The sequence below is a fragment of the Thermococcus sp. Bubb.Bath genome (assembly GCF_012027595.1).
Classification (GTDB): domain Archaea; phylum Methanobacteriota_B; class Thermococci; order Thermococcales; family Thermococcaceae; genus Thermococcus.
On record NZ_SNUR01000002.1, the window covers coordinates 1 to 20,411 of the forward strand.

At 53.2% G+C, this 20,411-nt stretch carries 25 protein-coding genes; 13 read left to right on the forward strand and 12 right to left on the reverse strand.

The genetic code is table 11. The features are described from left to right. The 8 genes from E3E29_RS05100 to E3E29_RS05130 form a co-directional block, all read left to right on the forward strand. On the forward strand, positions 1 to 608 hold a 608-nt coding region (locus tag E3E29_RS05100; protein WP_277346692.1), incomplete at its 5' end, for a TCP-1/cpn60 chaperonin family protein. A gap of 210 nt (positions 609 to 818) precedes the next feature. Then, positions 819 to 1,355, forward strand: coding sequence for a hypothetical protein (locus tag E3E29_RS05105; RefSeq protein ID WP_167909944.1), 537 nt, complete (start codon positions 819 to 821; stop codon positions 1,353 to 1,355). Positions 1,356 to 1,428: 73 nt separating this feature from the next. Next, the gene (locus tag E3E29_RS05110; protein WP_167909945.1) at positions 1,429 to 2,004 is read left to right on the forward strand and encodes a hypothetical protein; all 576 of its coding nucleotides are present in this window, start codon (positions 1,429 to 1,431) and stop codon (positions 2,002 to 2,004) included. A 51-nt stretch (positions 2,005 to 2,055) separates the two neighbouring features. Beyond that, positions 2,056 to 2,937, forward strand: a complete 882-nt coding sequence (locus E3E29_RS05115) for an ABC transporter ATP-binding protein (RefSeq protein WP_167909946.1) — start codon at positions 2,056 to 2,058, stop codon at positions 2,935 to 2,937. Then, the gene (locus E3E29_RS11780) at positions 2,921 to 3,322 is read left to right on the forward strand and encodes a hypothetical protein (protein ID WP_240922784.1); all 402 of its coding nucleotides are present in this window, start codon (positions 2,921 to 2,923) and stop codon (positions 3,320 to 3,322) included. The genes E3E29_RS05115 and E3E29_RS11780 overlap by 17 nt, the downstream gene beginning before the upstream one ends. A gap of 21 nt (positions 3,323 to 3,343) precedes the next feature. Beyond that, a complete protein-coding gene (locus E3E29_RS11785; RefSeq protein ID WP_240922785.1) occupies positions 3,344 to 3,601 on the forward strand; it encodes a hypothetical protein in 258 nt (85 codons plus the stop codon). A 63-nt stretch (positions 3,602 to 3,664) separates the two neighbouring features. Then, positions 3,665 to 3,868, forward strand: a complete 204-nt coding sequence (locus tag E3E29_RS05125; RefSeq protein WP_206205813.1) for an antitoxin family protein — start codon at positions 3,665 to 3,667, stop codon at positions 3,866 to 3,868. Beyond that, positions 3,865 to 4,296, forward strand: coding sequence for a type II toxin-antitoxin system VapC family toxin (locus tag E3E29_RS05130; protein ID WP_167909947.1), 432 nt, complete (start codon positions 3,865 to 3,867; stop codon positions 4,294 to 4,296). Before E3E29_RS05125 ends, E3E29_RS05130 begins: the two co-directional genes overlap by 4 nt. Here the strand turns inward: E3E29_RS05130 and E3E29_RS05135 are convergent. Together E3E29_RS05135 and E3E29_RS05140 are read right to left on the reverse strand one after the other, a co-directional pair. Further along, entirely contained in the window at positions 4,282 to 4,878 is a 597-nt protein-coding gene (locus tag E3E29_RS05135) for a hypothetical protein (RefSeq protein ID WP_167909948.1), read from the reverse strand. The genes E3E29_RS05130 and E3E29_RS05135 overlap by 15 nt on opposite strands. 73 nt (positions 4,879 to 4,951) lie before the next feature. Continuing rightward, entirely contained in the window at positions 4,952 to 5,140 is a 189-nt protein-coding gene (locus tag E3E29_RS05140) for a hypothetical protein (protein WP_167909949.1), read from the reverse strand. A 131-nt stretch (positions 5,141 to 5,271) separates the two neighbouring features. On the opposite strand from E3E29_RS05140, the gene E3E29_RS05145 reads away from it, so the two are divergent. The 5 genes from E3E29_RS05145 to E3E29_RS05165 all read left to right on the forward strand — a co-directional run bounded on the left by E3E29_RS05145 (position 5,272) and on the right by E3E29_RS05165 (position 10,384). Then, positions 5,272 to 6,183 (forward strand): radical SAM protein, encoded by a 912-nt coding sequence (locus E3E29_RS05145; RefSeq protein ID WP_167909950.1) that lies wholly within the window; start codon positions 5,272 to 5,274, stop codon positions 6,181 to 6,183. 224 nt (positions 6,184 to 6,407) lie between these two features. Continuing rightward, on the forward strand, positions 6,408 to 7,499 hold the full coding sequence (locus tag E3E29_RS05150; RefSeq protein WP_342764678.1) for an ABC transporter permease: 1,092 nt from the start codon (positions 6,408 to 6,410) through the stop codon (positions 7,497 to 7,499). Next, on the forward strand, positions 7,483 to 8,775 hold the full coding sequence (locus E3E29_RS05155; protein ID WP_167909951.1) for an ABC transporter permease: 1,293 nt from the start codon (positions 7,483 to 7,485) through the stop codon (positions 8,773 to 8,775). Before E3E29_RS05150 ends, E3E29_RS05155 begins: the two co-directional genes overlap by 17 nt. Positions 8,776 to 8,820: 45 nt before the next feature. Continuing rightward, positions 8,821 to 9,489 (forward strand): hypothetical protein, encoded by a 669-nt coding sequence (locus tag E3E29_RS05160; RefSeq protein ID WP_167909952.1) that lies wholly within the window; start codon positions 8,821 to 8,823, stop codon positions 9,487 to 9,489. Positions 9,490 to 9,493: 4 nt separating this feature from the next. Continuing rightward, a complete protein-coding gene (locus tag E3E29_RS05165; RefSeq protein ID WP_167909953.1) occupies positions 9,494 to 10,384 on the forward strand; it encodes a 7-cyano-7-deazaguanine synthase in 891 nt (296 codons plus the stop codon). Here the strand turns inward: E3E29_RS05165 and E3E29_RS05170 are convergent. From E3E29_RS05170 to E3E29_RS05215, 10 genes are read right to left on the reverse strand one after another with little or no spacing between them, the layout of a single operon-like run. Then, entirely contained in the window at positions 10,338 to 11,567 is a 1,230-nt protein-coding gene (locus tag E3E29_RS05170; protein ID WP_167909954.1) for an alanine--tRNA ligase-related protein, read from the reverse strand. The genes E3E29_RS05165 and E3E29_RS05170 overlap by 47 nt on opposite strands. Positions 11,568 to 11,618: 51 nt before the next feature. Continuing rightward, positions 11,619 to 12,272: a V-type ATP synthase subunit D gene (locus E3E29_RS05175; RefSeq protein WP_167909955.1), complete on the reverse strand. Its 654-nt coding sequence runs from the start codon at positions 12,270 to 12,272 to the stop codon at positions 11,619 to 11,621. Positions 12,273 to 12,301: 29 nt separating this feature from the next. After that, a complete protein-coding gene (locus E3E29_RS05180) occupies positions 12,302 to 13,693 on the reverse strand; it encodes an ATP synthase subunit B (RefSeq protein ID WP_167910263.1) in 1,392 nt (463 codons plus the stop codon). A 5-nt stretch (positions 13,694 to 13,698) separates the two neighbouring features. Beyond that, on the reverse strand, positions 13,699 to 15,456 hold the full coding sequence (locus E3E29_RS05185) for an ATP synthase subunit A (RefSeq protein ID WP_167909956.1): 1,758 nt from the start codon (positions 15,454 to 15,456) through the stop codon (positions 13,699 to 13,701). A 6-nt stretch (positions 15,457 to 15,462) separates the two neighbouring features. After that, entirely contained in the window at positions 15,463 to 15,771 is a 309-nt protein-coding gene (locus E3E29_RS05190; RefSeq protein ID WP_167909957.1) for a V-type ATP synthase subunit F, read from the reverse strand. Then, the gene (locus tag E3E29_RS05195) at positions 15,768 to 16,874 is read right to left on the reverse strand and encodes a V-type ATP synthase subunit C (RefSeq protein WP_167909958.1); all 1,107 of its coding nucleotides are present in this window, start codon (positions 16,872 to 16,874) and stop codon (positions 15,768 to 15,770) included. The genes E3E29_RS05190 and E3E29_RS05195 overlap by 4 nt, the downstream gene beginning before the upstream one ends. Before the next feature lie 5 nt (positions 16,875 to 16,879). Beyond that, complete coding sequence (locus E3E29_RS05200; protein WP_167909959.1) at positions 16,880 to 17,473, reverse strand: V-type ATP synthase subunit E; 594 nt, start codon at positions 17,471 to 17,473, stop codon at positions 16,880 to 16,882. Between the two features lie 39 nt (positions 17,474 to 17,512). Further along, on the reverse strand, positions 17,513 to 18,004 hold the full coding sequence (locus E3E29_RS05205) for a V-type ATP synthase subunit K (RefSeq protein WP_167909960.1): 492 nt from the start codon (positions 18,002 to 18,004) through the stop codon (positions 17,513 to 17,515). Between the two features lie 28 nt (positions 18,005 to 18,032). Beyond that, positions 18,033 to 20,045, reverse strand: a complete 2,013-nt coding sequence (locus tag E3E29_RS05210) for a V-type ATP synthase subunit I (protein WP_167909961.1) — start codon at positions 20,043 to 20,045, stop codon at positions 18,033 to 18,035. A 2-nt stretch (positions 20,046 to 20,047) separates the two neighbouring features. Next, positions 20,048 to 20,359: a V-type ATP synthase subunit H gene (locus tag E3E29_RS05215; protein WP_167909962.1), complete on the reverse strand. Its 312-nt coding sequence runs from the start codon at positions 20,357 to 20,359 to the stop codon at positions 20,048 to 20,050. Positions 20,360 to 20,411 lie beyond the last annotated feature (52 nt).

Sequence of the window (20,411 nt, forward strand, 5' to 3'; positions counted from 1 at the left end):
GTGAGGCCGAGCTCGTCGAGGAGAGGAAGGTCGCCGGCGAGAACATGATTTTCGTTGAGGGCTGCAAGAACCCGAAGGCCGTGACCATACTCATCAGGGGCGGCACCGAGCATGTCGTTGACGAGGTCGAGAGGGCCCTTGAGGATGCCGTCAAGGTCGTCAAGGACATCGTCGAGGACGGCAAGATTGTCGCTGCAGGTGGTGCTCCGGAGATTGAGCTGGCCATCAAGCTAGATGAGTACGCCAAGGAGGTCGGCGGCAAGGAGGCCCTGGCAATAGAGAACTTCGCTGAAGCCCTCAAGATAATCCCGAGGACACTGGCAGAGAACGCCGGCCTCGACCCGATCGAGACCCTCGTGAAGGTCATCGCCGCTCACAAGGAGAAGGGACCGACTGTCGGTGTCGACGTTTTCGAGGGCGAGCCGGCAGACATGATGGAGCGCGGCGTCATCGCCCCGGTCAGGGTCACCAAGCAGGCCGTCAAGAGCGCCAGCGAGGCGGCTATAATGATACTCCGCATCGACGACGTCATAGCAGCGAGCAAGCTCGAGAAGGACAAGGAAGGCGGCAAGGGCGGCAGTGAGGACTTCGGAAGCGACCTTGATTGAAGCCATTTCCTAATCTTTTAGCCTTTTAATCTTTTCTTCTACAGTTTGCCTCAAGTTTAGGTTTAGATAGTCAATTTCCGTTAGATTTCTACCAATGCCCTCATTTGGTATAACATAAAGTAACGATTAAGTTCAGCAATGAGGAATCGACAAGTTAATATATCATAATGACAATAATCATGTGGCTATTCCTCAAGGAGGTATGTACAGATGCGAAAAAAGATGGCCATAGTTTTGGTCTTTACAGCCCTTTTAATAGCCCCCGCAGTTCTCGGTATTAACTCCGATAATCCTCAACAGCACAACGGCATATATCCGCTTACAGTGAACCCCTCAGAGATACCCGGGTTGGCATCTGACCTGAGCTTTCAAGCAACTACAAAGGGACTTAAGGGGTATTCTCTCTACGTCGTCGATTTAGATGATCTTCTCGCAAGAGCTAAGACTGGATCTGTAACCCTTGACATAAGGGGAAGAAAGTTCGACCTGGTCTTAAGCCCAGACACCAGAACCCTGGCCCCGGGAGCCACGGACAGACCCATCCATTCATTCAGAGGGAGCGTCAAAGGCATCCCCGAAAGCATGGTCGCGCTTACCATAAGCGACAGAGCCGTGTTCGTCACAGTATGGGTGCCCAATGAGTGGTACTACCTGAGGTCCACGAAGACGAAACTCGACGGAAAGCCGGTCGTGGTTGGGTATTCATCCAAGGATAAGACATTCAAAAACTTCAGTTATACTTATTGATGGAAAGTTTTGCTGAAACTAAAGACACCCCACGAATCCTGAAAACAGAAGATTTGGAGTAGGAGGGATCTTTTTGAAGAAGACCCTTGCGGCTTTTATCATCATTTTCGTCGTTCTTTCCTCGGGTTGCATTGAAGAAAAAGAGACTACCCCCTCAACGTCGAGTACTACAAGCACCGGCAGCATGACAACCTCTTCAAGCGGAGGAATCACTTTCCCGGAAGACGCTTCACCCTTCGGGAACCTCTCACTGGATCTCAAAGCCCCGGACTGCGCTTTCGGGTGGTTCAAAGTCACCGTTGTAATGACCAACGTCGGAAACAACACCGTCCTCCTCCTCAAGCCCATAAGCATGATTACGCTCCATTTCAAGCTCTACGACGAAAACGGAAGTGAGCTGGAGTACCGGGGGCCAGCGCCGACCTATCTCCCCCTGAAGGATCAAGATGTGGCAGTTCTAAAGGCAGGGGATTCCCTAGAGAAAACATTCACCCTGAACACCCAGTTCTGGACGACGGAGAACGGAACGTACACGCTCCTCGTTCTCTACGACACAAGAGACGTAAAGGCCGAGACAAGTAAGCCGGTATGGAGGGGCCGGCTTGAGGCAGAAGCCAACGTGACTTTTGGGGAATGTAGTCACAACTGAGTTTCACACTTTTCCAAAAACTTTTTTATCCTGATTCTCTAAACCTCATGTATGCTCCCGATCAAAGCGGAGAACCTCTCAAAATCCTTCGGCCCAAAGCGCGCCCTCGATGACGTTTCCTTTTCCATAGAAGGGCCGGGGATAGTGGGAATAATCGGCCCAAACGGCGCTGGAAAGACAACCCTGATTAGAATCCTCACGGGGCTTTTGAAGCCGGACTATGGGAAGGTTGAGCTCTTTGGGAGAGAACCTGGGAAAGCCAGGGAGTTCTTCGCTCTCCTGCCCCAAGATGTTAGGGCCCACTTCTACACGCTCACGCCGAGGGATTACGTCTACCACTACCTCAGGATGCGCGGTCTCTCAAAGGAAGAGGCAAGGGAGAAGGCCGATGAAGCAACGGAAACCTTCGGGATAAACTACGCGGATGAGCTCTTTTCTACCCTTTCCGGAGGGATGGTTAGGAGGGCCCTTCTGGCTATGGTTCTCTCCGCCAAGGTTCCCCTGTACTTCCTCGACGAGCCTACGGTTGGCCTCGACGTCCAGAACAGGCTCAGGCTGTGGGAAACCCTTCGCGAGAGGGCTGAGAAAGCTACCATAATCCTCACGAGCCACTACATAAACGAGATATCGAGCGTCTGTGATAGAGTGCTCCTCCTCAAAGCGGGAAAAATAGTCGCCGACGGCAAACCGGAGGAGATAGCGAGGGAATATCTCAGTGGGTTTACCTCAAAGGTCGTCGCCTTCGGGGAGGTCTCCCTTGGGGACTTTGCCCTGAGAAGGGCCGGGAGGAATGTCTACATCTACGCGCGCTCCAAAGTGGAGGAGAGGGAAATAATTGAGAGGCTTGAGGAGCTCGGTATTCCCTTCAGGAGAGAGGGGGTAACGATAGAGGACGTCTTCCTGGTGGGTGGTATCGGTGATAGCGCTGATTGAGTACTACGCTAGGGCCCTCACGAAGGGGAAGTTCGCGCTGGTGAGCTTCGCGGTTCAGCCAGTTTCCTTCATCTTCATCGTCTACGTTGTGAGCGGCGGGAGGTTCCTCGACAGGGCGCTCGCTGGGGCTATCGTGAGCTTCATAGCCGGCGTCGGGATAGCCGACCTCTCCATCGAGCTTGTGGGCATGAAGACCCGCTCGAAGTTCTACGACATAGCAATGGCCCTTCCAGGAGGAAACTGGAGGAAGGCCCTTGGGATATCCATTGGCATGAGCATTCCGGCCTTTCCTTACGTCCTCCTCCTTTTCTTCCTCCTCTCATGGCGCCTCGGGTTGAAAGCGGTGCCTGGGATGCTGTTTGGAATAGTTTCGCTCTGGCTCTAGAGCGCCGGAGTAGGCTTTCTCATGGGCGTCAAGATAAAGGAACCGCTAACCGTTATGGGGCTCTCCAACCTAACCGTCACGGCCCTAACCGTCTTCCCGCCGGTTTACTATCCTGGGAGCATTCTTCCGGAAAAGCTCGCTGCAGTGATGGGCTTTCTCCCAACGGTGAGCGCGGCCAGGCTGATGACTGAGGGAGGGGGAGAGGCGTTCCTGATCTCGCTTTTCTGGTTGGTCTTTGGAGCTCTCCTCCTCTGGAAGTTCAGGGGGTTTGAAGATTAGAGCTCTTTAGCCCTGGCATTCCACGACCTTTTTAAGTTCCAAAACTAACTTCGGAAGGGTGGGATGGTGGAGGAGATAGAGGTAGTTTACGAGAACGGGGTTTTCAAGCCCCTCAAAAAGCCCCAACTCAAGGACAAAGAGAAAGTCATCATAATAGTTAAAGAGAAAGTTATCACAAAAGACTTCATTAAGAGGCTCGAAAAACTCAGCAAAACTCTTCCAAAAGTCCAAAATCCCTCAAAGCTCCTTGAGGAGGACAGGCGATGATAGTGATCGATGCAAACGTCCTAATAGATGCACTACTCGAGAGAAATCCAGAACGCCGAAATTTGGCGATTGAATTTTTCAACATTATTGAAGGAAAACCCGTCTATGTTCCAAGGATTTTCATAGTGGAGGTTCTATCTATAGCAAGACGACTCGGCATCGAACTTGATCACCAAACACTGCTCCCGCTCATAGAGGAGTTTAACGTCAAGAGCGAGGGTGAACTGTTTAATCTGGCAGTTTATGTTGCGGAGAACATACATCCCAAGGCTGTTGATGCCTACTATATAGCGACCGCCATACTTACAGGTAGCATTCTTATGTCAAACGATAGGATCATGGTTCAAAACAGTAGGAGAGCTGGCATCAATGCCTTCTATCTACTTATGGAGGTTGAAGAACTGAAACAATTTCTAAACCATAGATAGCTTTTCAATCTCTTCTTCCAGCCTCTTCAGCTTCCCCTTGAACCTTCTGACCTGTGCGTTCGCCAAGTTTACGATCCTCTCAATGTATGCTTCATCAACCCAGAGTTCCCCGCTCTCGCCGAGCGGAACGTCCATCCTCTCGGTCGAGCGTATCTCCACGAGAAGCTTCTTGTGGCTCACGCTCTTTATGTTGGAGTACTTAAATCCAAGACCTATCGTGAGGTTTAGCAACTTTATAGCATCTTCAAGCGTCCTCGCGGCAACGTGGAGGATAGGACTCCTGACAAGGAACCAGAGCTGGCCTGAGCGGTGCTTTCCAACCGCCTCAAGGATTTCCTCAACGTCAACCTCCCTGTGCCACTTGCCGAGCCAGAGGGAATTCACCTTGTCGCCAAAATAGGGCATCTCCATGACTGAAATCCTCCCCGAGCAGGAGGAGGTCGTGAAGTAGTTTGGGAGGGCGTTTATCTTCTCCAGGAGCGGGATTATGTCGTGATCGACCTTGTCCTCTTCGAGCGCCTTCCTCAGGCCCCCCATAGCCTTCTCCTTCCCCTCGTCGAAGTTCTTAGTGTAGAGGAACATCCAATTCACCTCATCTGCTTTTAGCATTACTTTTCTAAGAGAATGAGCTTCAGATTTGAGACCTCCGCTATCGCTATAGGATCTTCTCGATTTCCGCAGGTATTTCAACGCTCTCCTCTGTTTCAGAGATTCCAATGAGCTCCCTCAGCTCATCTACACTTACCTTCTCAGGTGAGCTTTCCAAGAGTGCCCACAGGAAAGCCTCCCGGAATTTCTTCTCATCGACCCAATCGGGCACAGAGACTGTGATCACTTTCCCCATAATAATCCCCTGTGACATTATAGCTTTCAGTTCATTTTAACATTTTTCGTCACTATTCTCAGAAAAGTCAATGGGCAAATGAGTCCAGCCAACCTTTTAAAAGGGTTTTCGGAGGAGAGGACGGTGAGAAAATGGGTATAAAGATGAGATGGGAAGACTTCGCGAGGAGCATGGGGGTTGAGCCCCAGATACTGGAAAACAAAGAGGCGAGAGTCCTTAAGGAGTTTGTTATGGAGCTGAAGTTTCCAACTCACTGTCAGGGCTGCCAGGGACTTGATCCGAGCAATCCAAATCCGGTTCACCACCCGAGCTACGAGCTAACTCCAGCCTGCAACCACGACTGCATCTTCTGCTACTCCAATGTAGCGGTGAAGCTTGGGAAGGCGCCAAAGCCCGGCTACTACGGCTGGGAAAACCCCTACGCGATAACCGTCTCCCAGTACGGGGAGCCGCTGATAAGCCCGCGCATAGTCGAGGTTAACAGAATGCTCCGCGAGAGGTTTCCGAATGCGAGGTTAGACCTCCAGACCAACGGCTCCCTCCTGACCAAGGAGCTCTGGGAGAAGCTCGACTTTGACCTCGTGATGATAAGCCTCGACGCCGCGAGCAGGGAGAAGCACCTCAAAATCACCAAAGCGGACACATTTGAAAACGTCATCAACGCTCTCAGGATAGTTGGGAGAGACAAGTCAGTCCGCTCAGTTGTAAGGACTATCTTCATGCCAGGTATAAACGACGAAGACATACCAAAAATAGCAGAACTTGCCGCCTCCATTGGGATAGACGAGATGATGCTCCAGCCTCTGACTATCCACGAACTGAACGTTGAGCGGCTGAAGAAAGCCGGTCTCGACTTTGAGAGAGCCGAGAGCATCAGGGAGTTCCTAAAAGCAGCTATGGAGGCCAAAAGGTACATAGACGTGAGAATAAGCGGCTGCCAGCTGGCTGTTTACAGGACGATGGATCCGATAACTCTCTTCAGCGCGAAGAGGGTTGCAAGGGAAGTCGCACCTGTCGTTAAAAGGGAAGCCACGGACCTCTAAAAACCTCGTTTTGATTCAGTTTTTTCTCTCCTCCCCGCCAATCGTGATAACCCTGTTAGTTGTAGACTTCCATGGTCTTTGATTTCTCTGATGTTCGTATCTCCCCTCCAGAAAAAGCATCGCTAATAAAACTCACGATTAACTGACGATAAAATCAACCACAATATCACTAATTAAAACATGAAATAGAAATACTTAAAAGCAGTCAGATAGTATACATTCTGGTGTTCCCTGTGGGGGCCGCCACGAGAATACTGAAAGAGTTGGCGGTTGTAACCATCGCCCTGGTGATAACCGGAGTGCTGATAGCCCAGGCAGAGCATCGAATTTATGGTGCCGAGGGTTTATACGGGCAATACAACGTCCAGCGGGGAAATGAAACTTCAAGCCGGACGAGTTTCCTGGGGCTAAAGGAGAGCCTACACTCATTAGAGGACTACCTCAACTACTCAATTGCCGTCTTCAAAAACGAAAAAGGAAAACAGATAGAGAAGAAAACCGAGAACGGAGTATACAGATTTTACATACCATCCCCCAGGGAGAAGTTCATGCACATGTACGGCACGACCCCCCAGCACGCCATTCTGCTTACATTCACTGTCCTCTCACTCAGCATGGTTCTGATTTTCCTGGCGGGACTTTACTGGGGTGTCCATGCAGGATACAAGAGGGGGTGGAGCGACAGGATACTGTCAGCGCTGGCCCCCGTCTTCTCTGGAATCCCCGGATGGTTCTGGGCAATCCTTCTGATGTGGCTGCTCTGGTGGAGGCTCGACCTTTCGACCATAAACTACATCGACTACATAAAACACGCTCAGGGCATGAAGAGGCTGGGCATAACAACGTATCTGAACGCCCTCCTTCTCCCGGTTGCAACATTAACGCTCTCAAACATCGTCGTCTACGCGTTCAACGTCAGGAACCTGATAGTCAGGGAGAGCGGCTCGGAGCACGTCCTGGTCGACATCCTGAAGGGTCTTCCCGAAAGGAGGATAATGAAAAAGCTGCTTAGAACCGTCCTCCCCTCGTTCCTGACGTTCACAAGCTACAACTTCCTCGGCCTCATGATAAACGCCATGGCCGTGGAGTACCTCTTCAGCGTGCCGGGTATAGGCTATGTCTTCGCCAGATCAGTGAAAACGGTGTACTTCTTCACCCCAACTGGGGCCATGCACAGGTATATATTCTTCAATGGAAAGGGGCTTTTCTTCGTTGCCTTGGTTATGGGGTTGTTCTACTTCCTCAACTCGGCCCTGATGGAGGTTCTGTACCTGAGGCTCGATCCGAGGGTGAGACACGATGTTGGGGAGGGGTAAAGGGAGAACCGCGGCGATCCTCATAGTCCTAGCATTCGTGGTGTTCTCAATAGTGGGGCCGTACACAGTGAATCAGGAGAAGATAAAGAACTGGGACAACGAGACTTACTGGTCGATAAACCCAAGGGGCGTTCCCCCCGACTGGTACGGCTGGATTATGAACCTCCCACCCACGGAATGGCTCAAGGGGGACTTTGAAAACGGCAGCTACGTTTTTACCTACGACTTCCACTATTCAGCGTCACCGCAGGAGATACTCATTCTAAGTAACTCGACGTCGAGTTTGAGGGTTGACATCATCGGCCCGGATGGAAGGAGATACACGGTATGGAACGGCCCGGTTTATGGAATCGCCAGGCCCTCAAGGCTCCCTCAAACTTTCTCAAGGATAGCAAAGGAAAAGTGCGGAATAACCGTCAGTGAAGGGGACATCCTCTTCAGAAACGCCTACAACATAATATTCTCAAAGCCAAACGGGGATTGCTACGACCACCCTGATTTCCTTAAGGGAACCTACAGGATAACAGTGAGCGGAAACCCACCCCTAACCAAACGGGATGGAGTGAGAATAAGGGTAATCGGGAGAACGTACGGGAACCTCGGGACGGACACCCTGGGAAGGGACGTTTGGGCGGGCTTTGCGTGGGGAGCGAGGGACACCATAGCCACTGCAATCCTTGGGGCGGCGATATTGACCATGCTGGGCCTCTTTCTAGGGGCTGGCAGCGCCATGTCTGGCTGGATGGGGAATCTGGCCGATTTCATCTCAAAACTGGTAACCGTCACGCCAACCCTCCCGGCGGCCGTTGCTTTGGTCATAATAGCCTCAAGGATAACCCCCAACTACACCATGAGGATAAGCTCACTGAACATGGCGCTCATCCTGGGGATTCTCCTCATGGGGAACACATCGCGGAACATACGCTCAATAGTCGAAGAAGAGCTCAGGAAAGAGTACGTGGAGTCTGCCAGAGCCCTGGGCGGGAACTCCCTCTGGATTCTGAGAAAGCACGTCTCCAGGGTTCTCCTGCCCTACACTGCTTATCAGTTCTCACTCGCGGTGCCAGGGATGATAGCGTTCATGACGCTCATGGGATTCTTCAATGTGGTTCCTGGACTCAACTGGGGGGCCCTGATGAGCCAGACCCTCAGAACCTACGGAAAGTTCACCATGGCATGGTGGCAGGTCGTTCCCGTTGGGACTGCCATAGGCCTCATCGCCCTGGGTTTCGTCTGGCTCACGAAGGAAATTGAATACGAGTTCCTGAGAAAATAGCACAAAGTCGAAAACTAATTAAGTCCATTGTCCGAGAATTTTCTGATGAAAGCCATGTTAAGCAAAATAATCGGAATCATCCTCCTGTTAGCGTTCATCTCGATACAGACTGGACTTATGATGGTTAGGTTCTTCAGAAAAGGCATGACGACAGTACTGGGAAGGGTCATCCCCGCAGACATCCCCGAAAACGAGAAGAAAAGCTGGGAAATCATTTACACCATCGTGTGGCTGGTCATCGGACTTTGGGCCCTCTGGGAACTAAAAGACAAGACCATCCTAGGGGCGTTCTTCGGGTTCTTTGCCTTTCGGGGCGGGGCCAACGTGGGGAAACTCGTTATCTACTCCCGTCACGATGCCAAACTCGTTGAAAGACTAGGAAGCGGAAGGGTTTTGGAAATGATCTCCACCGTCACGAAACTGTCGCTCCTCCTTGAGAGCCTGTTTCTGGCCGCGCTGGCCTTCTCCTACAAGGCACTATCTGTGACTTTGAAGGGCGGCGGAACGGCCGGCCGGTTCCTTTTACTCCTTTGGCTTGGCGGATTTATCTTTGGGACCCTCTTCGGCCTGTTTATCGCAAGGAACAACCGCGGAATACTCCTGAAGGACAGCCTCTCCACGCTGGCGTTCTTCACGATGAGGAAAGTCTCGGTAAAAACCTCATCGGCATCTGAAAAGCTCAAAGACAACGTTTTAAAGCGCCTTCCCAAGTGACTCCATGCTCAAGTGTTCACTGTGTATTCACGACGAGAGAACGGCTAAGATAGACATCATAGACGGAAAACCAGTATGCAGGGAGTGCCAGCTCTACCTGAAGCACCCCTTCGATAGGGGGAAAATAAGAAGGGAACTCGATGAACTCATGGAAAACGTAGACAGGGCAGTTCTAGCATACTCCGGAGGAAAAGACAGCGTGGTGGCACTTTATTTGGCAAAAGAGGTCTACAAGGTTCCGGAACTGGAGGCCGTTATGATAGACCACGGTCTCATGGCAGAAGAGGCCATAGAGAACGCGGAGAGGATAGCAGAATACCTGGGAGTACCGTTCAAAGTTCTCCGTTACGATTACTCCGACATCTTCAGAGAAGCCCTCCTAAAGGCCCAAAGCCCATGCAGGGCATGCTCCAGAAGAACCATAGAGAAGCTGAGGAAGTACGCACTAAGAAACGGCTATAGGTACATAATCACGGGACACGAGCTTCCATTCGGCCACCATCCGTACAGGCTCATGAAAGGTGGAATAACGCAGATAAGGCTCCTCTCGCTGATGCCCGAGAAGGAGCGGTTTGAAATCCTGAAAAAACTCCCCTTCGAGTTCCCGGAGCTTCCGGGCTACACCACGAACTGCCTCATCCTCGGGCCGGCCCTGCAGAGGTACTGGGAAGTCCACGGGCACAGCTTCGAGCACAGGCGGATAGCGGCACTGGTGAGGTACGGACTGATGGAAAGAGAGAAGGCCGAGAGGGAAGTCCAAAGACCGGAGGTTCCAGGGGAACAGTGGGAGTTCGTACTGAGAAAACTCAAACTCGAAGGGGTGAGAATTGAAAAGGGGAGAGTCCGTATCAGTCCGCAGATAACGCCTTCTTCAGCTCGACAAGGGCAACCCTAAGAACTTCTTCCGGTTTTTTCTTAAACCCTCCCCCCTTGGCGAGGTTGTCGCTTCCTCCCCCACCTCCACCCGTTTTTTCGAGAACCCCCCTCATGAGCTCCCGCATCGATATCCTAACCCCCTCGTTCCTCGCGAAGACGGCGTAGTTCTCTCCTGCTAGGAGGACGACCGTATCAGGGTTTTTGTCGGCGAGGTATATGGCGAAGGCAGAGGCGTCCTTCATTGGGGAGTCTTCGACGTGGGTAACAACCCTGAGCCCGTTTATTACTTCCGCCTTCTCCCAGAGGTACCTGCCTTTCCATTCCCAGAGGGTCTCTCTGAGTTCGTCTTTCTCCATTTCTAGCCGGTTGATGACGTCTTGCAGTTTTTTAACCCTTTCAACGAGCGGAGGGTTCTTGTTCGGCATCTCATCGAGTGAAGCCCAGTAGTCGGAGAGGAGGTCGTTAAGTGCTTTCAACGCCCGGTTTCCAGCGACGAACTCTATCCTCCAGAGCTTCCTGCTCTTCCGATAGAACCTGAGTATCTTGAGGAAGCCGATCTCGCGAGTGCTCTTCACGTGAGTTCCGCCGCAAGGGGTTACATCGACAGTTCCAATCCGTACGATCCTAATGGGGGGCTTTACCTTTTCAGAGACGTTCTTCCTAAGGATTTCCTTCAGCTCATCCGAAAGTTCATGATATACCTCAATCTCCACGGGCAGGTCTCCCCAGATGACCTCGTTGGTTTTCCGCTCTATCTCGTTTATCATCTCCCAGCTCAGCTCGCCGGGATAATCTATCTCAATCTTGTTGTAATCCTCAAAAATCTGAAAGCCAGTTGTCTCAGCCCCATAAAGGCCTTTAATTATCGCGGAGAGGATGTGCTGGCCGGTGTGCTGACGCATGTTCTCATATCTCCACTCCCAGTCGAGGATTAGCCTGACTTCTTCTCCAACCTCTGGAGTTCTTCCTTCAAGTTTCCCCTCGTGCCAGATTTCGTCTTTTCCATTGACCTTTTCGACGAGAAACCTGAAGCCATCACCCTCAATGATTCCCCTGTCCGAAGGCTGGCCACCCCCTTCTGGATAAAATATCGTCCGGTCGAGGAGAAGGGCCAACTTTCCTTTGTCCGGGGATACTACTCTGACTATTTTTGCGGTTGCCTCTTGTAAGTAAGGATCCTGATAGAACAGCTTCCCAGTCATAAAATCACCGAGTAAAAATAAGACCGGAGAGATAAAAGGGTTGCTATGGAGTCATGCCTCCTCGGCCTGTGCCCTTGCTTCAATGAGGGCCTTGACCCTCTTGAGCCTGAAGAAGTTCTCGCGCTCCATCTCATCGAGTCTCTGCTTGATGAACTTCACAGTTGCCTCCATACGCGGGATGATGATGTATTCCAGTGCGTTAACGCGCCTCTTCGTGACCTCTATCTCTTTGGCGAGCCTCTTGAGGGTCTCCTCCACCTCCGCCAGGCGGACGGCCAGATCAAGGACTTCCTCGAACTTCTCGGCCACGAGGTCGACCTCAGGCCCGGTGGACACCAGAGCGTAGCCCCTCTCCCCGGCACTCCTCTTGAAGGACTCAGCCTCGATGAGCGGAACCGGAACGCCCATAACGTTCCTCTGCTTTATCTCGACCTCATTATTGGGGTTGACACCGATGGAGGCTTCCCTGAGGGGAAGGGTTCCCGTCTTAAGCTGGGCCTTGAGGAGGACGTCAAAGGCGGCCTCCATCTTTTTGTTGAGTTCCCCCCTAAGCTGGAGAGCCTCGTCGTAGATTGTGAAGAACTCCATGACGAGGGCGTCCTGCTTGTCCTTAAGGAGCTTGTGGCCCTTCTTGGCCAACGTGATGCGTCTCTTAAGGTTAAGGAGCTCCATCCTAGTGGGCTTCACGTTGAGCAGCTCTGCCATCTCAACCACCTAAAATTTTGAGGGGAGCTTCACCCGCCCCTCTTCCTATACTTCGGGTGGTACTTGAGGATGTACTCCTTCCTGACACGCTTGAGCTCGCTCTCCGGAAGCTCAGCGAGAAGCTCCCAGCCAAGGTCGAGGGTCTCTTCGATGCTCCTGTCCTCGTCATACCTCTGGGCGACGAACTCCCTCTCGAACCTGTCGGCGAACTTGAGGTACTTCCTGTCAGTCTCACTCAAAGCCTCCTCACCGACAACGGCGACGAGGTCCCTGAGCGACCTTCCTTCTGCGTAGGCGGCATAGAGCTGCTGGCTGACCTGCGGGTGGTCGTCCCTCGTCCTGCCCTTACCGATACCGTCCTTCATCAGACGGCTAAGGGACGGGAGAACGTCGATGGGCGGGTAGATACCCTTCCTGTGGAGCTCCCTGCTGAGGACTATCTGCCCCTCGGTGATGTAACCGGTAAGGTCTGGAATCGGGTGGGTGATATCGTCATCCGGCATCGTGAGGATGGGCATCTGCGTGATGGAACCATTCCTGCCCCTAACCCTACCAGCACGCTCGTAAATTGTAGCCAGATCAGTGTAGAGGTAACCTGGATAACCGCGCCTTCCTGGAACCTCTTCTCTTGCTGCTGAAATTTCCCTCAAAGCCTCACAGTAGTTTGTCATATCCGTGAGGATGACAAGAACCTGCATGTCGTAGTCGAAGGCGAGGTACTCCGCAACTGTGAGGGCCATACGCGGGGTAATGATACGCTCGATGGCTGGGTCGTCGGCAAGATTGAGGAACAGAACGGCCCTCTCTATTGCACCAGTCTCCTCGAAGCTATTCTTGAAGAAGTTGGCCTCTTCGTAGGTGATACCCATAGCGGCGAAGACGACAGCGAACTGCTCCTCCTCACCGAGGACCTTCGCCTGCCTTGCAATCTGGGCCGCGAGCATGTTGTGCGGTAATCCAGAACCGCTGAATATCGGGAGCTTCTGGCCCCTAACAAGGGTGTTCATGCCGTCTATTGCAGAGACACCCGTCTGGATGAAGTCCCTTGGATAAGCACGGGCGACAGGGTTGAGCGGCGCACCGTGGACGTCTCTCCTGTCCTCGGGGATGATCTCAGGGCCCCCATCGATCGGCTTACCTATACCGTTGAAGACCCTCCCGAGCATGTCCATTGAAACCGGGACCTTGAGGGTCTCGCCGGTGAAGCGAACGCTCGTGCTCTTGACGTCCAAGTCACGGGTGCCCTCAAAGACCTGGACGATAGCCATGTCCTCCCTAGCCTCAAGAACCTGCCCCTTCCTCTTCTCTCCGCTTCCGGTTTCTATCTCAACGACCTCACCGTAGGCAACTCCCTTAACGCCCTGGACGATCATGAGCGGCCCGTAAATCTTGCTAACGGTTGAGTACTCCATTCCTGGCATGATAATCACGCTCCATACTTCTTGATGAGCTCATCAAACTGCTGGTTCGTCTCGTCGATGAGGGCCCTAACCTTCTCAAGTTCGGGCTCAAACTTCATACGGCCTATCTTCTCCCTCACGGGGAGCTTCGCTATCTCCTCAACTGGTATTCCCCTCTCTACCGCGTCCATGGTTCTGCTGTAGAAGTTGAGTATAACGCGCATCATGGTAACCTGCTTCTTCGGCGGGCAGTAGGTATCGACCTCGTCGAACGCGTCCTGCTGGAGGTAGTCCTCACGAAGCATCCTGGTGACGATGAGCACCGCCTTCTCCTTGTCCGGGAGGGCGTCCGGACCGACGATCCTGACTATCTCCTGGAGCTCGGCCTCCTTCTGGAGGAGGGCCATTGCCTGGTCGCGCATCTCCCTCCACTCTGGGTCAACGTTCTTGTGCCACCAGTCCTGGATTGAGTCAACGTAGAGCGAGTAGCTCCTCAACCAGTTAATGGCCGGGAAGTGCCTCCTCCTGGCAAGATCCGCATCCAGTGCCCAGAAGACCTTAACGACACGGAGGGTGTTCTGGACGACCGGCTCGCTGAAGTCACCACCGGGCGGTGAAACAGCACCGATGACCGAGACACTACCGACCCTCTCCTCGCCCCCGAGGGCAATAACACGGCCGGCACGCTCGTAGAACTCGGCTATCTTGCTTGCGAGGTAGGCCGGGTAGCCTTCCTCACCGGGCATCTCCTCAAGACGGCCCGAGATCTCACGGAGGGCCTCGGCCCACCTCGAAGTGGAGTCAGCCATTAGGGCCACGTCGTAGCCCATGTCCCTGAAGTACTCGGCGATGGTGATTCCGGTGTATATTGAGGCCTCACGGGCAGCGACGGGCATGTTCGAGGTGTTGGCTATCAAAACGGTTCTCTCCATGAGCGGCTTTCCGGTCTTCGGATCCTTGAGCTTCGGGAACTCCTCAAGGACATCGGTCATCTCGTTACCGCGCTCACCGCAACCGATGTAAACGACCACCTGCGCGTCGCTCCACTTTGCGAGCTGGTGCTGGGTAACGGTCTTACCCGAACCGAACGGCCCAGGAATGGCCGCGGTTCCACCCTTGGCCTGACTGAAGAAGGTGTCTATAGTTCTCTGACCGGTCAGGAGCGGGACCTCCGGCGGGAGCTTCTGCTTGTAGGGCCTCTTGAGACGGACGGGCCAGCGGTGGTACATTTTAAGCTCTTCAACACTCCCGTCCGGCTTCTTGACCTTGGCTATGGCCTCCTCGATGGGGTAATCCCCTTCCTCGGCGATCTCGATGACCTCCCCCTCAACCCAGGGTGGAACGAGGATCTTGTGCTCAATGATGCTGGTCTCTGGGACGACACCCAGGATGTCTCCACCGACGACCTTGTCGCCAACCTTGACCTTTGGAGTGAAGTGCCACTTCTTGTCCCTTGGAAGGGCCGGGGCCGTAAGACCCCTGGCTATGAAGTCACCGCTGAGGCTCCGGAGGGTTTCGAGCGGCCTCTGAATACCGTCGTACATGGCCGTTAGCAACCCCGGACCGAGCTCAACGCTGAGCGATGCACCCGTTCCAACGACAGGTTCTCCGGGCTTTATACCCGCGGTTTCCTCGTAGACCTGGATGACTGCCCTGTCCCCTTCAAGGCGAATGATTTCCCCTATGAGTCCCATTTCTCCGACACGGACGACCTCGTACATCTTGGAACCTTTCATCTCGTCTGCAACGACGAGGGGTCCCGTAACACGGATTATCTTTCCCATCTTACCTCACCTCTTAAGCTCAACACCAATGGCCCTTCTGACTATCTCCCTAAGCTGGGCCTCTCCAAACTTCGAACCGGACTTGTCCGGCACCTGAAGGATGATCGGAAACTTTACCTCCGGAATCTCGACCTTCTGGGCGAGCCCCTCCGTTATCAGGATTATCCCTATATCCTCGCGCTCTATAAGCTCCCTGAGCTTGTTCTTCGCCCTCTCATACTCCAGGGGCGTGGCCCTGAAGGAATAAACCTCATGGGCCCCGGCGAGTTTGAAGCCGAGGGCCGTGTCCGGATCACCCACGACCGCTATCTTCATGCCAACTCCTCCCCTCCGAGTGTGACTTTGATCCTCTCGGGCTCAACGCCATCCGCTATCATCTTCGTTAGGGCCTTGAGCTTCTGAACCTCGCGCTCCTTCTCCAGGACGTATGCTAAGGGTGTCGCAACGCTGAGTGGGTAGAATCTTGTGAGCTCCTTCATCCTGTCGATGGCGTGCTTCCGGAGGACACTCTCAAGAACGCTCAGGTCGCTCTCTATCTTGTCCCTGACGTCCCTGATGATCCTCCCGTACTTGGTGGAGTCAAGCTCAGCTAGGGCCATTCCCATATCGTCGACGTTGAGCATGGCGTCGAGCTTTATGCTGCCACCGGGAATGATGTTCTTTCTAGCTTCTTCCGCAGGAAGCCCTGCCTTCTTGGCCCTGAGGACGGTCACTATGTTCCTCATGTCTATCAGGAGCCTAACAAACTCAGTGAGAACCTCCTTCTCCTCGTCCTTCCTGGACTGGGCATACTCAAGGAGCTCCGAGTAATAGTTCCTGTAAACGGCGGTCTCAAACTCGCTGAGGCTTATTTCGCCGAGGAGAAGGCGTTGGTAGGGCTCCTCGTAGGGAGTCCCCTCAAGTATAACCAGTATCTCCTCGGGGCTCTTGGCGTCTGCAATGGCCTTTACCTTTGGAACCATCGTCCCTATGTCCATGATGTAGTCAACGGCGGTCTCACCGCGCATCTTGGCCTTGACGACGTTGGCGACGTTCCTGACGTCCCATCCTTTCAGCATGAGCCTGAAGAAACCTCCCACCCTGTCCGGGAGAATGTCTTCGAGCAGAGTGTAGGTCGAAGCCAGGGCCCTCTCAAAGGCCCTCTCTATCTCAACGGGGTCGTCCGCCTGGACGGACGCGAGGTGGGTCTTGTAGTCGGTGTCCTCAAGGTTAACAATGAAGTTCTGAAGGGTCCTGCTCTCCGCCAGCTCGTTGAAGCGCTGTTCACCGAGGAGCTTTGCCTCCATGGCGTTAAGTCGGGCGTTCGGGTAGGCGTAGGGGGTGTACTTCCATAGTATCTTGTAGGTCTTCCAGCCGAGCCAGGTGAAGACCAGGCCGAGCGTTGTGTCCAAGATTCCCTCTATTGCCGTTATCCCCATTGGCCTCACCCGAAGAGAGCTCTGGCTATCCCTGCCCTGAGCTCGTTCTCCATTCTCCCAATCCTTGCCTCGAACGTGTTGTCAACGCGAACCGTGCCATCAGGGTCTCCCACAACAACGCCACCGATGGTGTCTATGGTTTCTCCAATGGAAACCTTCGCCCCCACCTTATCGGAGAACTCATCGAGCCGTGAACCGATAAGATTCAGAGTCCTCTCGTTAGAACTGACGACTACTTTATCCATGCCAAGCTCTTCCACTGCCTCCTTGGTGAGGGACACAAGGATTTCGAAGTAGTCCTCATCGGGAAGGCTTGAGAGTCTGGCCCTCAGTTCCTGGAGAACCTCCTTTATAAGGCTCTCCTGGACTTCGAGCTTCTTCTTCCTAACCTCAAGCCGGGCGTTGGCTATTACCCTCTGCTTCTCTATCTCCGCCTGGGTTGAGGCCTTTCGGAGTATCCAGTCGGCCTGGGACTCGGCCCTCTTCCTAGCCTCGTCCTTGATCTTCTCGGCTTCCTCCTTGGCCTCGTTGAGTATGTACTGAACCTTCTGCTCGGCCTCCCTGTATATCTCCTGGATGATCTCCTCTGCACCCGTCATTATCAATCCTCCTTGGCTGTAAAGTAAAAAGTGGGGAGCTCAGCCGCCGAGGCCAACTCCAGTGGCTATCATGATGAGCGCACCGACGAGACCAAAGATGGCCATTGTCTCAGCCATAGCGGCGAAGATGATACCCTGGGTGAAGGTCTTCGGGTTCTTGGCAACGGCACCAATGCTGGCTCCAGCGATTATACCCTGGGGGATTGCCGAGAAGCCAGTAAGGCCAACGGTAAGGCCTGCACCAAAGAGGATGGCGCTCTTGACGAGATTGTCTGGTGTATTGGCTGTGAACCTGAAGCCACCGCCTATGATACCAGCGCTGAGCAGGATGAGGAACAGCGTAATCAGGCCGTAGATACTCTGGGTCATTGGGAGACCCTCAAGTATCAGGGCGTTCTTGAAGTTCTTCTCATCCTCTGCAACCGCTCCTGCAGCCGCTGCACCCGCTACACCAACGCCGAAAGCCGAGGCCGCTCCTGCGAGACCGGCGGCCAGTGCCGCTCCAAGGGATACGTAAACTATCGGATCCATTCTCCATACACCTCCATTTTTCATGTTTTCATACGTTTTCAGACTTAGCTTCAACCTTAACCTCCGACACTTCCCTCCTAGCCCTGAAGGGCTCGAAGGGCCTGCCCTCACCGGAGTAGAAGGTGCCGAAGAACTCAACGTACTGAAGACGGAGAGAGTGAACGAACGCTCCAAGAGCGTTTATGGCCGTTGAAAACAGCTGGCCGCCAAAGAACAAAATAACACCAACTATAGGACCTATATAAAGGAACTTGATTCCCCATATCATCTGAACCAGGACGTTAACTACCATCGCTATTCCACTGGTTGCCAGTGCAAGGGCCATAAGCCTTGCGTAGCTGAGCCAGGTTCCCACGAAGCCGAAGAAGTCCGAGATTATCAGGAGTGCGGCAAGACCGCCATTGTTGACTACCTCCCCAATGGCGAAGAGCACCAAACCAACGCCGAACAGCGCCTCCGCCGAGCTCTTGAAAGCCGGAACGTTGCCCCCAACTGCGAACAGGGTTATTGCTATGATTACGAGCATCCACGATAGCTGGTCGAAGAGTGCCCCCTTCTTATCACCGTTCTTCCACTTGACTATGAAGCCAAGAGTGTACCCAACGAAGAGGTGGGCTAGGCCTATGGCAAGTGCCAGTATGAGGACGAACATTGGATCCCTGAGGGTATCTGTTATGCGCCACATTGCGAAGTTCGGGTTCCCGGTTAGGTATGCACCAACGACGTCCAGGGCGTTGCCGAAGTAGCTGCCGAAGAGCGCACCCATACCCATTGTGAAGAACGAGCTCCAGAGGAGCGTGTAGGAGAACTTGTAGGTACCGTCGTCGAACTTCTTATGTCCCTTGACGAGTAAGGCCGCGATTATTCCCACTATGAGACCGTAGAAGAAATCCGTGAGCATGAACCCAAAGAAGAACGAGTACGTGAAAGCTATTATCGGCGTCGGGTCTATCTCGTTGTACTTTGGAACGCCGTACATCTCCGTCAGCATTTCAAAGGGTCTGGCCCATCTTGGATTGTTGAGCTTTATGGGTATCTCGTCGAGCTCTTCTTCGGATGGCTCCCTGAAGTTGATGTAAGTCTTTCCCTCAGTTACCTGGAGTACGCCCTCTTTGATCTTCTCGGCATTATCCTTCGGAACCCACCCTGTAAGACCAAAAGTCATGTTGGTCCTGGCGAGCAGTCCGAGGGCGTTGGCCTTGTTTCTCTCGTTCTCCATGAGCTCAAGATAAAAGAGCACGTCATCGTAGTATCTCTCCGCAAGTCTGGCGGCGTCTTTCCCGGCTTCCTCAAGCTCCCTCTCCTTCTTCCCAAGCCTTGCCTTGTAGTCCCTCACTGCCTCGGCTGGGGTACCCTCCCCAGGCGGAACTTCGAGTTTCTCAAATGAGTACTTGGCGAGGATGGGGTTTATCTTGTCGTAGTCCTTTGAAAGGAACGCCAGTATGAGGAGAACACCATCTCCGCGCTCCCTGCTGGAGATGACTATCCTCCCATCGACCGCTTTCTCAAGCTCTTCCTTTAAAGTTGCAAAGCGAGCTTTTTCGACCGTGCCAACCACGACCTGCGTGAGGCCCTCGTGACGGAGGTAAGAAACGTCAAGCTTAACGTCAGAGAAAGTCTCAAGGGTTTTTATGTCTGCCTTGATTTTCTCCATCTCAGTATTTATCGAGTTTATCCTACCCTCAACGTCCCTGATGAGGGGCTCAACCTCTGAAAGGAACCCCTCGGTGTCGTTGATAAGCTTCTCGATTCCCTCGTAGCGGTACTCGCGCTTCTTGGGCTCCGGAGGGGATATGAAGTCCATTATGCCCCCCTTCTTCTGTGGCAGGTGGGAGCGCAGAAAGTCGGCCATTCTGGAGATGGTTATGCTATACGAGGCTGTTTTGCGGTAGAACTCGTTGGGAGCGTCCCTCTGAACGTCCTTGACGTCCGTCTCCCTTACCTCGACTACCCCAGCCTCGTGAAGATAAGTCAGCAGTCTGTCCCTGTAGCGCTCAAGGCTCACTACCTCGACTTTAAGCATCGGAGTAGGCTTGAACATAGTCAGCTCCCTCTCACGAGCTCTAAAGCAACCGAAACGGCGTTTTCAAAGTTCTGAGTGGCCTTAACCTTCATGTCCTCGATTTCCTTCTCACCGTTCTCGAGGATGACCTTTGCCTCGGCCTCGCCCTCTGCTCTGGCCTTCCCAATGATCTCCTCAGCCCTCTTACGGGCATCCTCAAGAATGCTTTCCTCAATGGCCTTGGCAGAGGATTTGGCCTCTTCAACTATAACCTTTGCCTCTTCCTTGGCTTTCTCAATACGCGCCTCTGCCTCCTTTTCGGCATCGACAATGCGCTTGATGACCTCTTCCATGATCGGCCCCCCGTGACATTGAAAATAGCTTCACCCACTTTGGCTAACCTAA